This is a genomic window from Lysobacter antibioticus (assembly GCF_001442535.1).
Taxonomy (GTDB): domain Bacteria; phylum Pseudomonadota; class Gammaproteobacteria; order Xanthomonadales; family Xanthomonadaceae; genus Lysobacter; species Lysobacter antibioticus.
In genome coordinates this window covers 463,383-479,657 of the sequence record NZ_CP013141.1, presented here as the reverse complement: position 1 = coordinate 479,657, position 16,275 = coordinate 463,383, and the positions used below count along the sequence as shown (strand labels likewise).

Below are 16,275 nucleotides of genomic sequence, written 5' to 3'. Positions count from 1 at the left end.
GCGTCTCCATTCGCCCGGCAGACAGGGAGCCGAGCCGGGCTTGCGATGCCGCATCGGGGCGGGGATGGCGCCGGTTCGGCCCTTAGCTAATCCAACCCATCCACAGGGGGTTCGTCATGCCGATCGATCACGCCATTCAGTGCATCCATGACCCGGTGCTCGCCATCTTGTCCTATGTGGTGTCGGTACTGGGCTCGTTCACCGCTCTGCAGTTGGCCATCGCCATCCCGACCGCGGTCGGCGCGGGACAGCGGTGGCGCGCGATCACCGCCGCCGGCATCGCCATGGGCGGCGGCGCGATCTGGGCGATGCACTTCATCGCCATGCTCGCCTGCCGCATGAACGTGGAAGTGACCTACGACCTGCCGATCACCATCGGTTCGGCGCTGGTCGCGGTGATTTCGTGCATGGCCGGCCTGGCCATCGCCGGCACCGGCATCTTCAACTGGGGCAAGCTGATCATCGCCGGCGTGCTGATGGGGCTCGGCGTCACCGGCATGCACTACGCCGGCATGGCCGCGATGCTGATGCCGGCCGACACGGTCTACAACAGCAACCTGGTCATCGCGTCCGCGGCGATCGCGATCGTCGCCTCGATCGTGGCCTTGTGGCTGGCCTTCAACCTGCGCGGCTGGGGCCAGATGCTCGGCAGCGCCCTCGTCATGGGCGTGGCGGTGTGCGGCATGCACTACACCGGCATGCTCGCGGCCAGCTTCGTGCCGCAGGAAGCCGGCGCCACGGTGGCGCGCGGGGTCAGCGGCGGCTACCTCGGCATCGGCATCTTCGTGGTCACCACCGCGCTGCTCGCCGCGGTGCTGACCCTGAGCCTGGTGCGCCAACGCCAGCGCGCGACAGTGCGGATTTGAGGGACACCGCTCGATAAGGCCGCGCGGATCCGGGCCACACACCGGCCTCGGGCGCAACGCGCGCCCCGCCACCCGAAAGGCCCGCCCCGTGCGGGCCTTTCTGTTTAATGTGCTTTGTTAACGAGGCTGCCGAGCGCGAGCCCCGCATGGCCGAGCGCGGCTGCGACACGAGGCACGAATGAGCGATCATGGCCCGGCCCCGCATTGCCCGCAGGAATTCCGATGAAGATCGACGGCACCCGCATTCACGATCGCTCCACCGAATTGGTCCTGTCTTACTACGCCGCCTTCAACCGCGCCGACTGGAGCGCCATGCTGGGCCTGCTCGGCGCCGAGGTCGTCCACGATCTCAACCAGGGGGCGCGCGAGATCGGCCGCGACGCGTTCGCCGCCTTCCTGCAGCGCATGGCGCGGCACTACCGCGAGCAGTTGCGCGACATCGTGGTGATGGCCTCGCCCGACGGCGCGCGTGCCGGCGCCGAGTACGTGGTCCATGGCGAATACCTGCTCACCGATCCGGGCCTGCCGGACGCGCGCGGCCAGCGCTACGCCCTGCCCGGCGGCGCCTTCTTCGAGATCCGCGACGGCAAGATCCAGCGCGTCACCAACTACTACAACCTCGAACAGTGGATGGCCATGGTCGGTACTTGAGCCGGCCTATCGACCGCATCGGCGCTTGAGCCGACCTGCGACGCTCAACCGCCGCGATCGCTGCGCAGTTGCTTGACCTTGCGTTCGTTGCCGGCGGCTGCGCGCGCCGCGACGATGCTGAACAAGACGATGCCGACGCCGACCACGCAAGCACCGGCCAGGGCGCGGCCCTGCGGCCAGGCTTCGCCGAGCCACAAGGCGCCGATCACGGTCGCGAACAAGATCTCCGCGGCCTGCATCGCCTCGGCCGCGGCGAGCGCGGTCGGGTCGTTGCGGACCATGCCGGTGGCCTGGAAGAACAACACCGTGGCGATCACGCCCGCACTCAACGCCACGCCGGCGGCCAGCCACACCTGCCCGAGCGGCGGCGCGCCGGCTTCGGCCCCGGCATACACCGCGACCGCCAACCACAGGGGTTGGCTCGCCAGCGTCATGCCGAACACGCGCTGGGTCGCATTGAGCTCGATGCCGGCCTTTTCCAGATGCAGCAGCAAGCCGCGGTTACCGAGCGGATAGGCGAAGGCCGACACCGCCACGCAGATCAAGGCGATCCAGCCGGCGCGATCGAGGCGGCCGCCGCCATGGCCGAACTGCAGCAGCAACACGCCGGCCACGATGATCGCGCCGACCGCAAGCGCCGGCCGCGGAATGCGCGCACGCGCATCGCGGTACAGGAACGGCGCGCACAACATCCCGGCGATCACGGTGAGTTGGAAGGTGCCGGCGATCAGCCACGACGGGCCGCTGGCCGCCGCAAAGCTCAGGCACACGTAGAACAGCACGAAACCGATTCCGCTCCACCACAGCCAGGGGCCGGGATGGCGGCGGATCGCCCGCCACACCGGCGCCACGCCGCCGAGCATCGGCATCGCCACCAGCAGCATCGGCAGGGTAAACAGATAACGCAGCGCCGCGGTCCACGCCCAATGGCCGCCGTCGTTGGCGGCGGCGCGGTTGAGCACGTAGGTGCAGGTGAAGAACAGCGCCGACACCAGCGCGATCAGCACCGCCCACAGGGCGTGGCGGCGTGCGTTCACGGGCGTTGCCGCACGCGGATGCTCGACACCGGCACCTGCACTTCGTCGAAGCCGCCGATGCGGATCGGCGCGCCCGGCGGCGGGCCCCAGGCGTGGGCGTAGATCACTTCCCAGGTCGCCGGCAGTCGGCCGTCGCTGCCGCGCAACGCTTCGTAGGCCTGCGCCGCGCGGGCGAAGCGCGCGCGGCCGGTCAGGCTGCGGCGACGGTCGCTCATCGCATTGGTCGCGCCCAGGGTGCGCAACTCGCGCATCAGATGACCGAGGTCGGGGTGGCCGAGGACGAATTCGTCGCGATCCAGCACCGGGTTCTGGAAACCCGAAGCGATCAGCGCATCGCCGAACTGGGCGATCGACGGAAACAGACTGACGTGCGGCGCGGCGTCGGCTTCGGCGAAGGCACCGCGCAACTCGTACAAAGTGTCGGGGCCGAAGGTCGAGACCAGCAACAGGCCGCCGGGCTTGAGCACGCGGCGGAACCCGGCGAACACCGCCGGCAGGTCCTCGCACCATTGCAGGCACAGGTTCGAGAACAGCACGTCGACGCTGCCATCGCGCAAGGGCAAGGCGCGCGCATCGGCGCAAACCGCGTCGGGACGGCGCGCGCCGCCGAGCAGGCGAGGCCGCCAACCGCCTTCGCCGAAATGGGTGCGCGCCTCGCGCAGCATCGGCAGGGCCAGGTCGAGCGCGATCACCTGCGCGCGCGGCCAGCGCTTCTGCATCGCCGCGCTCAAGTGTCCCGGACCACAGCCGATATCGACCACGACCTCGGGGGTGCGTTCGTCGAGGTAGTCCAGGGTTTCCGACAGGCGCGCACCGACTTCGCGCTGCAAGGCGGCGGCGCCGTCGTAGCCGTGCGCGGCGCGCGAGAACGAGCGGCGAACCTGGCGGTGGTCGAAAAGATCGGTCATGAGGCGTCAGCCATCCAGTACGGCGGTCGGGGCGGTCGCCGGCGCGACGAAGCCCTCGATGAGTTGCGCGACCTGCGCGGTCGCGCCGAGAAACGGCGCATGGCCGGCATTGGCGATAACCACGCTGCGGCCTTGCGGCGCGAGCGCGGCCGCGGCCGGCATCGCCCCGGCCGGCACCAGGCGGTCGCGACGGCCCGAGATCCACAGGCTCGGCACCTGCAAGCGCGGCAGTTCGCCGCGCACGTCGAATCCGTCGAGCAGGGCCAAGCCTTCGTGCAGCGCGCGCTCGGCCGGCTCGCCGCGGGCGAAGGCTGCACTCCTCAGGCTGCGCAGTTCTTCCTGTGCGCTGGCCGAGCCCAAGGCCTCGAGGGCGAGAAAGCCTTCGAGGGTGCCGCGGAAATCGCGCCGCAAGGCCTCGCCGAAATTACGGAACAGATCCGGCGAGACCCCATGAGGCCAGTCCTCGCCGACGACGAAACGCGGCGACGAGGCGATCATGATCAAGCCGCGCACCCGCTGCGGATGATCGAGCGCGGCGCGCAGCGCGACCTGGCCGCCGAGCGACCACCCCAGCCAGTACGCATCGGGAATGCGCGAGACCAGTTCGGCGGCGAGCGCGTGCGGATCGAGCGGCGCCTGATCGTCGCGCGCATGGCCGTGGCCCGGCAGATCGATCAGATGCAGAGTGAAGTGCGCACTCAACTGTCCGACCAAGGGCGCAAACAAACCGCCGTGCATGGCCCAGCCGTGGATCAGTGCGATGACCGGGCGGGCTTCGTCTGCCGCGGCGCCGGTGGTTTCGATGTACATGGGAAGCGGGTCCGTACTGCTTTGGGTCGTCGGGTGTTGCTCGGTGCCGCGCGATGCGCTCTGGTGTCGCCATGGCCCGCGCGTGGCCGCGACGACGGTTACGGCGCGAACGCAGGCGCCGTCGCGATGCACCGCACCGATGCGAGCGCGCGTCTTGTCTTCAATCGCCGCCGGCGGGGTTCGCGCGGCGCAGCGAATGCAGCGCCGCCAAGGCCTCGTCGCGCCGCTCCGACGGCACCAGCAAATGATCGTGATGGAAACCGGCCAGCACGTTGCAGGCGATGCCGCGCTCGGCCAACACCTGCGATACCGCCGCGGTCAGGCCGACCGCCTGCAACGCCGAATGCACGCTCAGGCTGAGCCAGGCGGCGACGAAGTCGTAGCTCAGGCCGTGCGCGTCGGCATCTTCGCGGCGCAGCACACAGGTCAGGCCTTCGGCTTCCTCTATCGTCGCCAGCGCCAGGGCGCGCGGCAAACGCTCGGGCTGCACGGCGGTGACGAAGACGTACTCGCCGGCACGGGCTTCGACCTCGAGCGTCGCCAGCATGCGGGCCAGATCGGTTTCGGGCGGCCGGGTCGGTTGCGGCTCGGCGGCGCGGCTCATCGCGCCACGGTGGCGGGCGCGGCGCGGGCGCCGTCGCTGCCTTCGATCGCCACGCGCTCGGCCGCGCGCGCCAACGCTTCGATCAGGCCGTCGACCTGTTCGCGCGTGTGCAGCGCCGAGAACGTCACGCGCAGGCGCGCGCGCCCTTCCGGCACGGTCGGCGGACGGATCGCCGCAACCCAATAGCCCTGCTGCTCCAAGGCCTGCGCCATCGCCAGCGCGCGGCGGTCGTCGCCGCACATCACCGGCTGGATCGGCGTGCCCGAGGCCAGCAGCTCCAGGCCGAGCTTGCCGGCGCGTTCGCGGAAATGGGCGGTGAGTTCGGCCAGTTTCTCGCGCCGCCAATGGTCGTTGCGGGCCAGCTTGATCGCCGCCCGCGTCGCCGCGGCCTGGGCCGGCGGCAAGGCGGTGGTGTAGAGATGGCTGCGCGCGGTTTCGGCCAGATGACCGATCAGGTCGGCATCGCCGTGCAGCGCCGCGCCGTAGCTGCCGAGCGCCTTGCCGAAGGTCGCCAGCTGCAGCGGCACCTCCTGCACCGACAGCCGCGCCGCGGCGACGGTGCCGCGCCCGTCCGGGCCGAGCACGCCGACGCCGTGGGCGTCGTCGACATACAGCACGGCCTTCTGCGCGCGCGCCACCAGGGCGAGATCGCGCAAGGGCGCGAGATCGCCGTCCATGCTGAACACGCCATCGGTGGCAAGCATCGCCAGGCCGTCGGGAACATTGCGCAGCTGGCGGATCGCGCCTTCGGGATCGGCGTGCGGATACCGGCGCAACCGGCAGCCGGCCAGGCGCGCGGCGTCGATCAGGCTGGCGTGGTTGAGCCTGTCCTGCACGCAGACGTCGTCTTCGCCGAGCAAGCCCTGCACCGCGGCGATATTGGCCAGGAAACCGCTGCCGAACAGCAGCGCGCGCGGCGAACCCAGCCAGTCGGCCAGTTCGCGTTCGAGCGCTTCATGCTGGGCGTGGTGGCCGCAGACCAGATGCGAGGCGAGCCCGCCGGTGCCCTCGCGGGCGGCGGCATCCTGGAAGGCGTTGATCACCGCGAAGTGCTGCGACAGGCCGAGGTAGTCGTTGCCGCAGAAGTTCACCAGCGAGCGCCCGTCGACCTCGCAGCGCGCGCCGTCGCGGTGGCTCACCGCGCGGTGGGTACGGGTACGGGCGGTCGCCACGCGCTCGGCGTGGGCGGTCTGGATCCGGTCGCGCCAAAGGGTTCGCTGGCTGCTCATCGCGGTAGCTCCGCCGCGTCAGGCGGCGCAGGAGTGGGCGGGTTCGGTGGGTGCCTCAACGTGCTCTTCAATACTCGCATGGACGGTGCCCGCGGTCTCGACGATCTGCATCGGGCGCAGGCCGAGACGGGCGAACAGGGCCAGGTCGCGCTCGGTGTCGGGGTTGCCGGTGGTCAGCAACTTCTCGCCGTAGAAGATGGAATTGGCGCCGGCCAGGAAGCACAGGGCCTGCAGCTCGTCGCTCATGGCCTCGCGGCCGGCCGACAAACGGACCATCGACTTGGGCATCATCAGGCGCGCCACCGCGATGGTGCGCACGAATTCGAAGGGGTCGAGCTCGGCGGTGCCGGCCAGGGGGGTGCCCTCGACCTGAACCAGACGGTTGATCGGCACCGAATCCGGGTGCGCCGGCAGGTTGGCCAGGGTCTGCAACAGGCCGGCGCGCTGCTCGCGCGACTCGCCCATGCCGACGATGCCGCCGCAACAGGTCTTCATGCCGACATCGCGCACGTGGGCGAGGGTATCCAGGCGGTCCTGGTACTCGCGGGTGTGGATGATCTCGTTATAGAACTCCGGCGCGGTGTCGAGGTTGTGGTTGTAGTAGTCCAACCCCGCCGACTTCAGCGCCGAGGCCTGGTCGCCCGAGAGCATGCCCAGGGTGGCGCAGGTTTCCAGGCCGAGTGCCTTGACCTCACGGATCATCGCCGCGACCTTCGGGATGTCGCGGTCCTTCGGCGAACGCCAGGCCGCCCCCATGCAGAAGCGCGAAGCGCCGGCGGCCTTGGCCTGGCGGGCCTTCTCGATCACCGCTTCGGTGCTCATCAGCTTGGTCGCGTCGACACCGGTGTGATAACGCTGCGCCTGCGGGCAATAAGCGCAATCCTCGGGGCAACCGCCGGTCTTGACCGACAACAGGGTGCTGACCTGGACTTCGGCCGGGTCGAAATTCTCCCGGTGCACGCTGCCGGCGCGGTGCAACAACTCGGGGAAGGGCAAATCGAACAGCGCACGGACCTCGGCGCGGGACCAATCGTTGCGAAGAAGGGGCATAGACACTAGAGCTGGCTCCACAGCGGGGATTTCACTGACGGCGGGCAACGGGGGATACCGACAGCGCGGGCCGTTCGGAGCGGGCAGTCTGGGAAGCATGTCGACAACTGTCAACCAGGATCGGCCACTCCGGGTTGACAGCATCTGGCGGCGTCTGGGCTGGGCCCTGTGGCCCCCGCGCTGCCTGATCTGCGCCGAACCGGGCCTGCCCGGACGCGATCTGTGCCGGACCTGCGAAGCCGATTGGCCGCGGAGCGGGACGGCCTGCCTGCGTTGCGCGTTGCCGTTGCCGGGGGTGGCGGCCGCCGGAGTTCGCTTCGCAACGATCGACCCGCCCGGCCCGCCCGGCCTGCCCGACCTGCCCCTGGTCTGCGGCCACTGCCTGCGCCGACCGCCGCCGCTGACCCAGGTCCACGCCGCCTGCTTATACCGACCGCCGCTCGACCGCCTGCTGCCGCGCTTCAAGTTTCATCGCGACCTGGCGGCTGGCCGTCTGCTCACGACGATGATGGCGAATGCCTTCGAGCCGCTGCTGACGCAGAGCCCCTCGACTACGGCACCGGGACTCGCAGCGCCCTCGGCATCGGACATCGCCACTGAAGCGCCCGCGCCGGTTCTGGTCCCGATCCCCTTGCATCGCCGGCGGCTGCGCGAACGCGGTTACGACCAGGCCCTGGAATTGGCGCGGCCGCTGTCGCGGCAACTGCGCCTGCCCCTGCTCGATCACGGCCTGATCCGCCTGCGCGACACCTCGGCGCAATCCCTGCTGGACGCCAAACAACGCCGCCGCAACCTGCGCGGCGCCTTCGCCTGGCGCCATGGCCAGCCCCTGCCCGCCCATATCGTCCTGATCGACGACGTCATGACTACAGGAGCGACCCTCCACTCCGCCGCCGCGGCCCTGCGGCGCGCCGGTGCCCAGCGTGTCGACGCTTGGGTGTGTGCGCGAGTGACTGCGGGCTGAGTCGCAGCGAGCCGTCAATCCCACGAGCAAGCTTTCGCTGGCACCCATGGTTTCGCGACTACCCGTGGTATCGCCGCCATCTCGGAGTATCGCGGTCGCGGCTCGCGCCGCTCCTACTCAAGAGCCGGCGCGAATGCCAACCGTTTTTGTAGTTGTAGTTGTAGTTGCAGTTGTTGTTGCGGTGCTGGTTGCTGTTGCTGTTGTTGTTGCTGTTGTTGTTGCTGTTGTTGCTGTTGTTGCTGTTGTTGTTGCTGTTGCTGTTGTTGTTGTTGTTGTTGTTGTTGTTGTTGCTGAGATTTTGATCTGCTTTGCCGCTTTACCGGTCAAGTGGAGACCCGGAGGGCGGCGCACAGGACGTGCGCCGTTTTTCGATAGGACAAGGATGTCCTATCGAAAAATCCCGGCGCGGGCATCGCACTCGTGGCCTGTGCCCTTGCAAGGAGAGCCCTTTTCTTTGGTTACCTTTGACCGAAGGGAATCCAGACGGACTTTTGGGCTTAGCAAAAGAAAGTAACCCGGCCGCGTTAGCGGACGGAAGCTCTGCTCTTGCTCAAGCCTCTAAAGAAACAAGATCAAACGCCAAAAGCTTCCGCCACTAAAGCGGCGGGTTACTTTCTTTTGCCATAAGCAACAAAAGTCCGTCTGGATTCCCTTCGGTCAAAGGTAACCAAAGAAGTTGCTTTTCTTTGAATCACAAGCCCGCACGAACGGTGCCTCCGCGGGGATCTACATACGGGACATCCCTGTCCCGATGAAAAACGGCCTGCATCCATGCAGGCCGCCCTCCGGGTCTTCAGCTGCCTTCGCGAGTGTGAAACTGCGCACAGCAATAGCAACGGCAACGGCAACGGCAACGGCAACGGCATTAGTTTCTGCCACCGGCTACAACGCCGCACCACAGCTATCAAGCCGTCGCGCGCGGCGACGACAACGACTACGACATATGGCTATGCATTCGGTGTTCCACCGAAAAGATCAGTCCACTCGCGCCACCACCACCGGCGCCGCTCCGACCCGGATCGTCCATTTGCGCGAATGCAGTAACAGATTGCCGGCCATGCTGGCCTTCACGAATGCGGTCTTGTCGGTCACCCGCAGCTCCAGGGTGCGTGTCGCCGGTGTGGCCGCATCCTGGCGGAAGTCGTAGCTCGCGGCGGTCGCACCCGAAATAGCCACGCCGTCCAGATACCACTGCACCGCGACCGTGCCCACGCTGGGCCGCAGCAAGGTCGCGCTGAACCGTCGCGTCGTGCCGCGCGCGTAACCAACCGCAGTGGCCGGCGACGGGATCTCGGTGCCCGGCTCGATCAGGTCGATGCCCGCCGCCGGCGAGCCGAAGCCGCCGCGATACAGCATGCGCACGTACTCCTGCCGGCACACCGCACAAAAGCTGGTACCGAGGCTGCGCATCAGGCAGCTGCTGTCGACCGGCCGGAACATGCCGGTGCTGCGATAGCGCGCGCCTTCGAACAGGCCGGTGCCGGCAGTGCCGTCCGGCGTCGGGATCGGCAAGCCCGGGGTGAACCAGCTGCGCCACTTCACCAGGCTGGCGTTGCTCTGGTTGGTGACGTTGGCTTCGCAAGCCGCACTGCCGCTGATGTCGCTGCAGGCCGGGAACCCCGGGTAGGGGCTTTCGTACTCGTCAGCGAGGCCGTGGAAGCTGTGGCCGAACTCGTGGATCGCGATCAGGGCGGCGCTGCTGTGCGCCGAGATCACTGCATAAGAGCCGCCGGCGCCGCCGTAAACCGGGTCGTTGACGGTGACGATGATCTTGTCCCAATTCGGGAAGCTGGCCGCAGCCGCCATCACCTTCGAGGACCGCGCGGTCAGCAAGCGATGGATCTGGCTGGTGCAGAAAGTGGAGTCCAGCGCCGTGTTGACGAACTGGCCGGCACGCGGGTCGGTGCGCGAGGCGACGTCGGCGCAGCAACTGGTGCCGGTGCAGCCGGCCTGGTACGGCGGATGGTCGGCGCCGGATTGCTGCGAGGCGACGAAGCCGGCCTGCCAATTCACGAAGCTCAGGTATTCCTTGTAGGGGCTGACGTTGAACATCGCCGTCTTCAAGGACGCGGCCTGGCTCGTGAACGTGCTCTGTTCGGCCGCGGTGTAGCCGTCGCCGAGCACGAGGATGTCGAGGCGGTTGGCCGAGTTCGCCGCCTTGGCGTCCTGGGCCTGTGCGGTATCCACCATCGCGACCGGCTGCCGCAGCATCTGCGCCAGGGGCAGTTGCGAGGAACGGATCGCCAGCTCGCGCAGGTCGATGCGCTGCACCGCCTTGGCGTTGCCGGCAGGGCCGAGCAGTTCGATCTCGTCGGCCTCGGCCAACGGCACCCGCACGACGAAGGCACGATGCGGGTCGCGCACCAAGGGGTTCAACTGGATCGCACCATCGCCATGGTCGGGATCGCGCGCGAACTCGGCACGGATGAAATTCGGCACCTGCGCTTCGTACAACGCCGCGCTCTTGGCACCGTTACGCGAGGCTCGATACGCCACGCGTTCGACGCCGCGCTCGGCCTGGCGCGCACCTTGCCGGTCGCGTTGACCGTCGGACAGTTGCACCTGGGTGTAGAACACCGGCTCGGCGCGCCCTTGGGCGTCGCGTTCGAACACGATGTAATGCGCCGGCACGGCGGCGAAGGCGCAGGAACTCGCCAGCAGCCACAGGCTGGCGATGCGCAGGAGCGGGGACAGGATCATGGGGGCCTTCCTGGGACACAGCACGACGGGCGGCCACGCCTGAGGCGCGGCCGATTCTCGCCGGAGCTTGCCCGGACGACGACGCTGGACCGTCTTCGATCGACACCCGACGACGACCGCACGCTAACGCAGTCGCGGCACCCGGATCACCGTACCGATCGCACTATTCGGGCGCTTGCGTCCCCTGGATCTGTGACGCGCTTGCGCGAATGCGCACAAGTCATAACGAAGCCGGCGCATCGGCACACGATGCGGGCACACGCACGGCCGGAGAACCGGCCCGCGACGTCCTCCTTTGCGGCCCGGTGGCGGAGTCCTTTCCGCCACGCGCGCCATCCCGGGCGCGTCCCCGATTCCGACCGGCCGCCGTTCCTTGGCGGTCGCTTCCTTTCACGCCGCTTCCGGGCGCACCAGGTCGAATCGAGCGGGTTTTTCGGGCCGGCGCTTCCTTCGCCGTGTCGACCGGGGCCTCGGTCGGAACGCGATCCGCCGACGAGGACGCGATGCCGCATTCCGTTGCCCGAGCCCCGATCCGACTGCGTGGGAGTCCCTTCCCTTTCGCGTGAGTCATTGTCGCTTTCAGGCGTCGCACAGGCTGAGAAGCGATGCCTTCGAACGACGTTTTTCTACGTGTTTTCCTGCGGTTTTCCGCGGAATTCCGCTTGCTTTTTCCTTCTGCTTCCGTGCGGTTTTTAACCATCGTGAGGACCTGCGGCATCCTGGCCGCGCGACGCCGTTCCGTACCGGCCGCGACGCTTCCCACGGACATAGAATCGCCTGCGCCGCGGCCCGGGTCAGTCGGGCATCGGCGCAGGCGCGGGTAGGATTTTGCCGGGGCGTCGTCGGACCTGCCTGCGCCCCTCAGGGCATCACGGGCGGGTGATAGCTCAGGGTCGAACCGAGCAGCCAGAGCAGGCCCAGCACCAACGGGATATGCACCAGCAACTGGATGAAGGTGAAACCGACGATGTCGCGCGCCTTCAGCCCCAACACGCCGAGCAGCGGCAGCATCCAGAACGGATTGATCAGGTTCGGCAAGGCCTCGGCGGCGTTGTAGACCTGCACCGCCCAGCCCAGGTGCACCTGCAGGTCGTTGGCGGCCTGCATCACGTACGGCGCCTCGATGATCCACTTGCCGCCGCCGGACGGCACGAAGAAGCCGAGCACCGCCGAGTACACGCCCATGACCAGCGTGAACGTCTCGGTGGTGGCGATCTGCACGAACACGCTGGACAGATGATGGGCGAGGGTCTGGCCGTCGCCGCCCTTCGCCGCCGTCAGCAAGCTCGCGATGCCGCCGTACAGCGGGAACTGGATCAACACGCCGGTCGTGCTCGGCACCGCACGCGTGACCGCGTTGAGGAAACTGCGTGGGCGCCAGTGCAGCAACAGGCCGGCGGTCAGGAACGCGAAGTTGTAGGTGTTGAGGTTGGCGATCGCGGTGACCAGCGGCTTGTTGGCGAACTCGTAGGCGAGCCAGCCCAGGCTCATCGCCGCCAGCAGGATCGTGATCAGCGGACTGTATTCGAGCCATTCGCCCGGCCGCGAGCGCGGCGGCAGCACCGACGCCGCACGCTCGTCGGCGACGTCGAAATCCCCGGCGCGCCGCACCGAAGCGCCGCGCGGCGCGGTCACGAAACACACGACCAGCGAGACCGCGATCAGCACGGCGGTCAACACGATCGACTGCCACAACAGAATGGTTTCGCTGAAAGGGATCACCCCGGTGGTCGCCAACAGCGCCGGCGGCATGCTGGCCGGGTTGGCCTGCAACTGCGCGGCCGACGAGCTGAGACCCATCGCCCACACCGCGCCGAGGCCGAGATAGGCCGCGGCGCCGGCGGCGCGGTAGTCCATATCGAGATCCTCGCGGCGCGCCAGCGCGCGCACCAGCAAGCCGCCGAATACCAGCGAGAAGCCCCAGCTCAGCAGCGAGGTCAACATGCTGATCAGGCCGACGTAGCAGATCGCGCCGCGGCCGCTGCGCGGCACCCGAGCCAACGCATCGATCACCCGCGCCACCGCCGGCGCGGTCGCGACCACGTAGCCGCCGATGACCACGAAGGCCATCTGCATGGTGAAGGGAATCAGACTCCAGAAGCCGTCGCCGAACGCGGTTGCGGTCGCCGCCGGGGTGGCGCCGAAGCCGAGCGCGCACACCGCAACGATGACCACGCCGAGCGCGGCGAACACGTAAGCATCGGGAAACCAACGCTCGGCCCAAGCTGCACTGTGCAGGGCGAAACGAGCGAGCGGCCCGTCGGCGGGAGGGGCGGAAACTGCGGTCATGACGGCTGTCCTTCGACGAGAGCAAGGCATTGTCGAGGCGGTCACGGCCGCGACCACTTGCACTTTAGTCGCAGGCAGCAGGCGTTGCGATGTTCGTCGACTAAGAGCAATCCCCTGCCCCAAGCCACCGCCGCCTACATCAAGGCGCCGCCGGCTTCGCGATCTCCGCCTTGGACCGGCTCCCCGAGCCGATTACGGCCTCGGCCCGCAGTTCGAAACTCGCGTCCTTCGAGAACAAGCCCGGCGTCGCGACCGCGGTCCAGGCCGGGTAGTGATCCTTGAAGAACTCGCGGTGCACCTTCAAGACCGGATCCATACGCCGCCGAAACTCGGCGTGATCGGCCGCGACATGAAAGCTCTGCAGCTCGACCACGTCGGCCAGACTGGCTCCGGCGCTGCGCAGATGCGCCTCGAGCTGCTCGAACACCCAACGCGCACGGGCTTCGTCGTCCGCACCTTCCATGGCCGGAATGCCGGAGACGATCACCCGGTCGCCGATCTTCACCACCGGCGAGTAATGCAGCCCGTGGTAAGACCCCTCCCAGCCCTTCGGCGCGAAATGTTCGCGGCTCGGCGCCGTCACCGACTGCGCGAACGCCTCGCCGCTGCAACAGGCCAGGGCGCCCAGGACCAGGCCTTGCGACAGCAGGCCCCGCAACAACAGGCCACGCGACAACTCCAACATGACGGCACTCCACTGGGGACGATCCGCCATTGCACGCCAGCGGCGCGCCCCTGTCATTAACCGCGATCACGCACTCGCGGCCCGCTCTAGCCGATTCCCGGGCCGATCTCCGCGGCAATCCTCGTCAACGAGCGCCCGCGATCAGGCCGCGACGCTCGTCGCGCGCAAGGCATAGTCCAGGGCCAAGCCGGCGAAGATCGTCAACCCGACCCAGTGGTTGTGCAGGAAGGCGCGGAAGCAGGGCTCGCGCTCGCGGTGCCGGGCGATCACGAACTCGTACGCCACCAAGGCCGCCGCCACCGCCAGACCGCCGAAGTAGTACACCCCGAGGCCGGCGCGCTGCCCGACCAGGAACAGCGCGACGAACATCAGCGCATACAAGATGCCGATCGCGACCAGGTCCATCTCGCCGAACAGGATCGCCGTCGATTTGGAGCCCATCTTCAGATCGTCCTCGCGGTCGACCATCGCGTACCAGGTGTCGTAGGCGGTCGACCATAGGATATTGGCCGCATACAACAGCCAACCCACCGCCGGCACCTCGCCCTGCACCGCCGCGAACGCCATCGGGATGCCCCAGCCGAAGGCCATGCCGAGGTAGACCTGCGGCAGATAGGTGTAGCGCTTCAAGTAGGGATAGCTGGCCGCCAGCACCACGCCCACGAAGCTCATCAGAATGGTCAGCCGGTTCAAGGTAAGGACCAGCGCGAACGCCGCCAGCATCAAGGCCGCGAACACCGCCAGCGCCTCCCGCCCCCGCACCTCGCCCGTCGCCAAGGGCCGGTGCTTGGTACGTTCGACGTGCGGGTCGAGCCAGCGATCGGCGTAGTCGTTGATCACGCAGCCGGCCGCCCGGGTCAGCCAGACCCCGGCACTGAACACGAACCAGGTCCACAGCGGCGGCACGCCTTCGGCGGCGATCCACAGCCCCCACCAGGTCGGCCACAGCAACAGCAACCACCCGATCGGCCGATCGCCGCGGGTCAGTTTCCAGTACAGCGCAAGCTTGCGCCGCCAGGCCGGCGCAGGGGTGTCGGGGTGAGCGTGATCCATGGCGCATAGAGTAACGCGGCCGTCCCGGCGCTTCGCCGCGGCGAGGCCCGCCGGGCTTTGCGGATGGCGGCGGCGTCGACTGGGACCTATCCAATCGAAGGGGCCGCACCGAAGCGCGACTAACCACGGCGGACAAGGACGAGGGATGCCATGCCACCGCCGGGCGCCCTGCCCTCGCCTGGGCCGGATCGCCGGGCCGGTTCCGACCCCACCACCTTCGGCCCCGGTTTCCGCTAGAATGCACGGCCGCACGATCGCTTCGTGCGTGTCTACCACGCGCCTGTAGCTCAGCCGGATAGAGTAGTGGCTTCCGAAGCCATTGGTCGGGGGTTCGAATCCCTCCAGGCGCGCCATCCCCCTCGATTTTTTCTACGCCCCGTCGCAACGACGAGCAGGCCTTACTCCGAGGCTTTTGGCGTTCCCCATTGGCCGGCGAGTTATCCACAGACAGGTCATTTGGCGATTTTTTTCGCCTCTCTCCAGGCCTTTTTCTCCAAGCCTTTGGTCGGCCGACCATTGCTTGCCCCTTAAAATTCAGGCACTTACGAAGTCCGGTTTTTTGATCTTTTGACATCAAAAGAGTGCCGCAACTTACGATCATTGGCAGAGCGCCGATGTTTCCCCGTAGGTTCGCGGTCGGCCCCTCCAGCACTGGCCAATGTCAAAACGGCGCCGGCTGCGCCGCAAAAGCATCGAGGACGCGAAGCACCCGCCGGAATGGCACGTCCTCCTCCAGCAATTCCTGAAGCTGATTTGGCTGCATTTTTTTGTCCAACGCGACGAACTGCCAGCTGATCCAATCGGGGTCATCGAATTGCGCCTGGGCGAGCACCTCCGGTCCGCCCTTCGCCTCGACTAATGTCCGCAGCAGGCCACGCGCGCAATCGATGTCTTCGTCATGCCGAGATTCTCGCCAACGCACGAAAGCACGCGGAGCCACGACTGTGGTTTCGCCGGGTTGTAGTTTCTCCACCTCGAACCGCCGCACGCCACGTAGCGTTAATCGGATGTGTCCGTTCGCCTCGACGACGAAGTCTTCTACGTGCGCCTCAGTGCCGATCTCGGCAACCACGGGGACACCCTCGGCCGGTCCGACATTAAGGCAGACGCCAAAGCCCAAGTCATGTCGTGCGCGCTCGCGCAACAGGCCGACCCACGTTCCCGGCAAGTTGAGATGAATGATGCCGCCCGGAATCAGCACAACCGGGAGAAGCAGGACGGATAACTCAGTGGCCAAATACGTCTCCCTGGCTCGGCGGCCGGGCCGATTTACGGGATACAGCACGTCTGTTTGAAGCGCAACATCGGGGCTCCACCCCAATGTCACACTTGCACCGTTGCCGGGACGTTTCCACAGAAACCAGTTAGCGGTCTTGACTCCGGTTCGGCACCCGGTACAAGCTGCGCCGAGCTTCATCTATTCCTCGGA

Annotated in this window: 15 protein-coding genes and 1 tRNA gene; 5 read left to right on the top strand and 11 right to left on the bottom strand. The window is 67.6% G+C overall.

All coding sequences use genetic code 11. The annotated features are described in order from the left end of the window. Window positions 1-116: 116 nt before the first annotated feature. Both GLA29479_RS01985 and GLA29479_RS01980 read left to right on the top strand, forming a co-directional pair. A complete protein-coding gene (locus GLA29479_RS01985; RefSeq protein WP_057970619.1) occupies window positions 117-866 on the top strand; it encodes an MHYT domain-containing protein in 750 nt (249 codons plus the stop codon). A 222-nt stretch (window positions 867-1,088) separates the two neighbouring features. Then, window positions 1,089-1,517, top strand: coding sequence for a ketosteroid isomerase-related protein (locus tag GLA29479_RS01980; RefSeq protein ID WP_057970618.1), 429 nt, complete (start codon window positions 1,089-1,091; stop codon window positions 1,515-1,517). Between the two features lie 44 nt (window positions 1,518-1,561). Here the strand turns inward: GLA29479_RS01980 and GLA29479_RS01975 are convergent, their stop codons facing one another. The 6 genes from GLA29479_RS01975 to bioB form a co-directional block, all read right to left on the bottom strand. Then, window positions 1,562-2,554 carry a multidrug resistance efflux transporter family protein gene (locus tag GLA29479_RS01975; protein WP_057970617.1) on the bottom strand — a complete coding sequence of 331 codons (993 nt, stop codon included), beginning with the start codon at window positions 2,552-2,554 and terminating at the stop codon, window positions 1,562-1,564. Beyond that, the gene (gene bioC / locus GLA29479_RS01970) at window positions 2,551-3,462 is read right to left on the bottom strand and encodes a malonyl-ACP O-methyltransferase BioC (RefSeq protein WP_057970616.1); all 912 of its coding nucleotides are present in this window, start codon (window positions 3,460-3,462) and stop codon (window positions 2,551-2,553) included. Before bioC ends, GLA29479_RS01975 begins: the two co-directional genes overlap by 4 nt. A gap of 6 nt (window positions 3,463-3,468) precedes the next feature. Beyond that, window positions 3,469-4,272, bottom strand: a complete 804-nt coding sequence (bioH, locus tag GLA29479_RS01965) for a pimeloyl-ACP methyl ester esterase BioH (RefSeq protein WP_057919569.1) — start codon at window positions 4,270-4,272, stop codon at window positions 3,469-3,471. A gap of 160 nt (window positions 4,273-4,432) precedes the next feature. Then, entirely contained in the window at window positions 4,433-4,876 is a 444-nt protein-coding gene (locus GLA29479_RS01960; RefSeq protein WP_057919570.1) for an ACT domain-containing protein, read from the bottom strand. Then, complete coding sequence (gene bioF, locus GLA29479_RS01955; RefSeq protein WP_057919571.1) at window positions 4,873-6,105, bottom strand: 8-amino-7-oxononanoate synthase; 1,233 nt, start codon at window positions 6,103-6,105, stop codon at window positions 4,873-4,875. Before bioF ends, GLA29479_RS01960 begins: the two co-directional genes overlap by 4 nt. An 18-nt stretch (window positions 6,106-6,123) precedes the next feature. Beyond that, a complete protein-coding gene (gene bioB / locus GLA29479_RS01950; RefSeq protein ID WP_057919572.1) occupies window positions 6,124-7,155 on the bottom strand; it encodes a biotin synthase BioB in 1,032 nt (343 codons plus the stop codon). Window positions 7,156-7,252: 97 nt separating this feature from the next. On the opposite strand from bioB, the gene GLA29479_RS01945 reads away from it, so the two are divergent. Continuing rightward, complete coding sequence (locus GLA29479_RS01945; protein ID WP_057970615.1) at window positions 7,253-8,119, top strand: ComF family protein; 867 nt, start codon at window positions 7,253-7,255, stop codon at window positions 8,117-8,119. A gap of 164 nt (window positions 8,120-8,283) precedes the next feature. Then, window positions 8,284-8,421, top strand: a complete 138-nt coding sequence (locus tag GLA29479_RS25135) for a hypothetical protein (protein ID WP_169795600.1) — start codon at window positions 8,284-8,286, stop codon at window positions 8,419-8,421. A 673-nt stretch (window positions 8,422-9,094) separates the two neighbouring features. On the opposite strand, the gene GLA29479_RS01940 is transcribed toward GLA29479_RS25135, so the two are convergent. From GLA29479_RS01940 to ubiA, 4 genes are all read right to left on the bottom strand, one after another. Further along, window positions 9,095-10,819: a M64 family metallopeptidase gene (locus GLA29479_RS01940; RefSeq protein WP_057970614.1), complete on the bottom strand. Its 1,725-nt coding sequence runs from the start codon at window positions 10,817-10,819 to the stop codon at window positions 9,095-9,097. Between the two features lie 861 nt (window positions 10,820-11,680). Beyond that, entirely contained in the window at window positions 11,681-13,108 is a 1,428-nt protein-coding gene (locus tag GLA29479_RS01935) for a short-chain fatty acid transporter (protein ID WP_057919575.1), read from the bottom strand. A gap of 139 nt (window positions 13,109-13,247) precedes the next feature. After that, the gene (locus tag GLA29479_RS01930) at window positions 13,248-13,793 is read right to left on the bottom strand and encodes a Rid family hydrolase (protein WP_057919576.1); all 546 of its coding nucleotides are present in this window, start codon (window positions 13,791-13,793) and stop codon (window positions 13,248-13,250) included. 141 nt (window positions 13,794-13,934) lie between these two features. Next, complete coding sequence (gene ubiA / locus GLA29479_RS01925; RefSeq protein ID WP_057919577.1) at window positions 13,935-14,846, bottom strand: 4-hydroxybenzoate octaprenyltransferase; 912 nt, start codon at window positions 14,844-14,846, stop codon at window positions 13,935-13,937. Window positions 14,847-15,122: 276 nt separating this feature from the next. Here ubiA and GLA29479_RS01920 point away from each other — a divergent pair. After that, window positions 15,123-15,199, top strand: a tRNA-Arg gene (locus GLA29479_RS01920). Window positions 15,200-15,507: 308 nt separating this feature from the next. On the opposite strand, the gene GLA29479_RS01915 is transcribed toward GLA29479_RS01920, so the two are convergent. Next, window positions 15,508-16,263 carry a hypothetical protein gene (locus GLA29479_RS01915; protein WP_144436311.1) on the bottom strand — a complete coding sequence of 252 codons (756 nt, stop codon included), beginning with the start codon at window positions 16,261-16,263 and terminating at the stop codon, window positions 15,508-15,510. Between the last annotated feature and the right edge of the window lie 12 nt (window positions 16,264-16,275).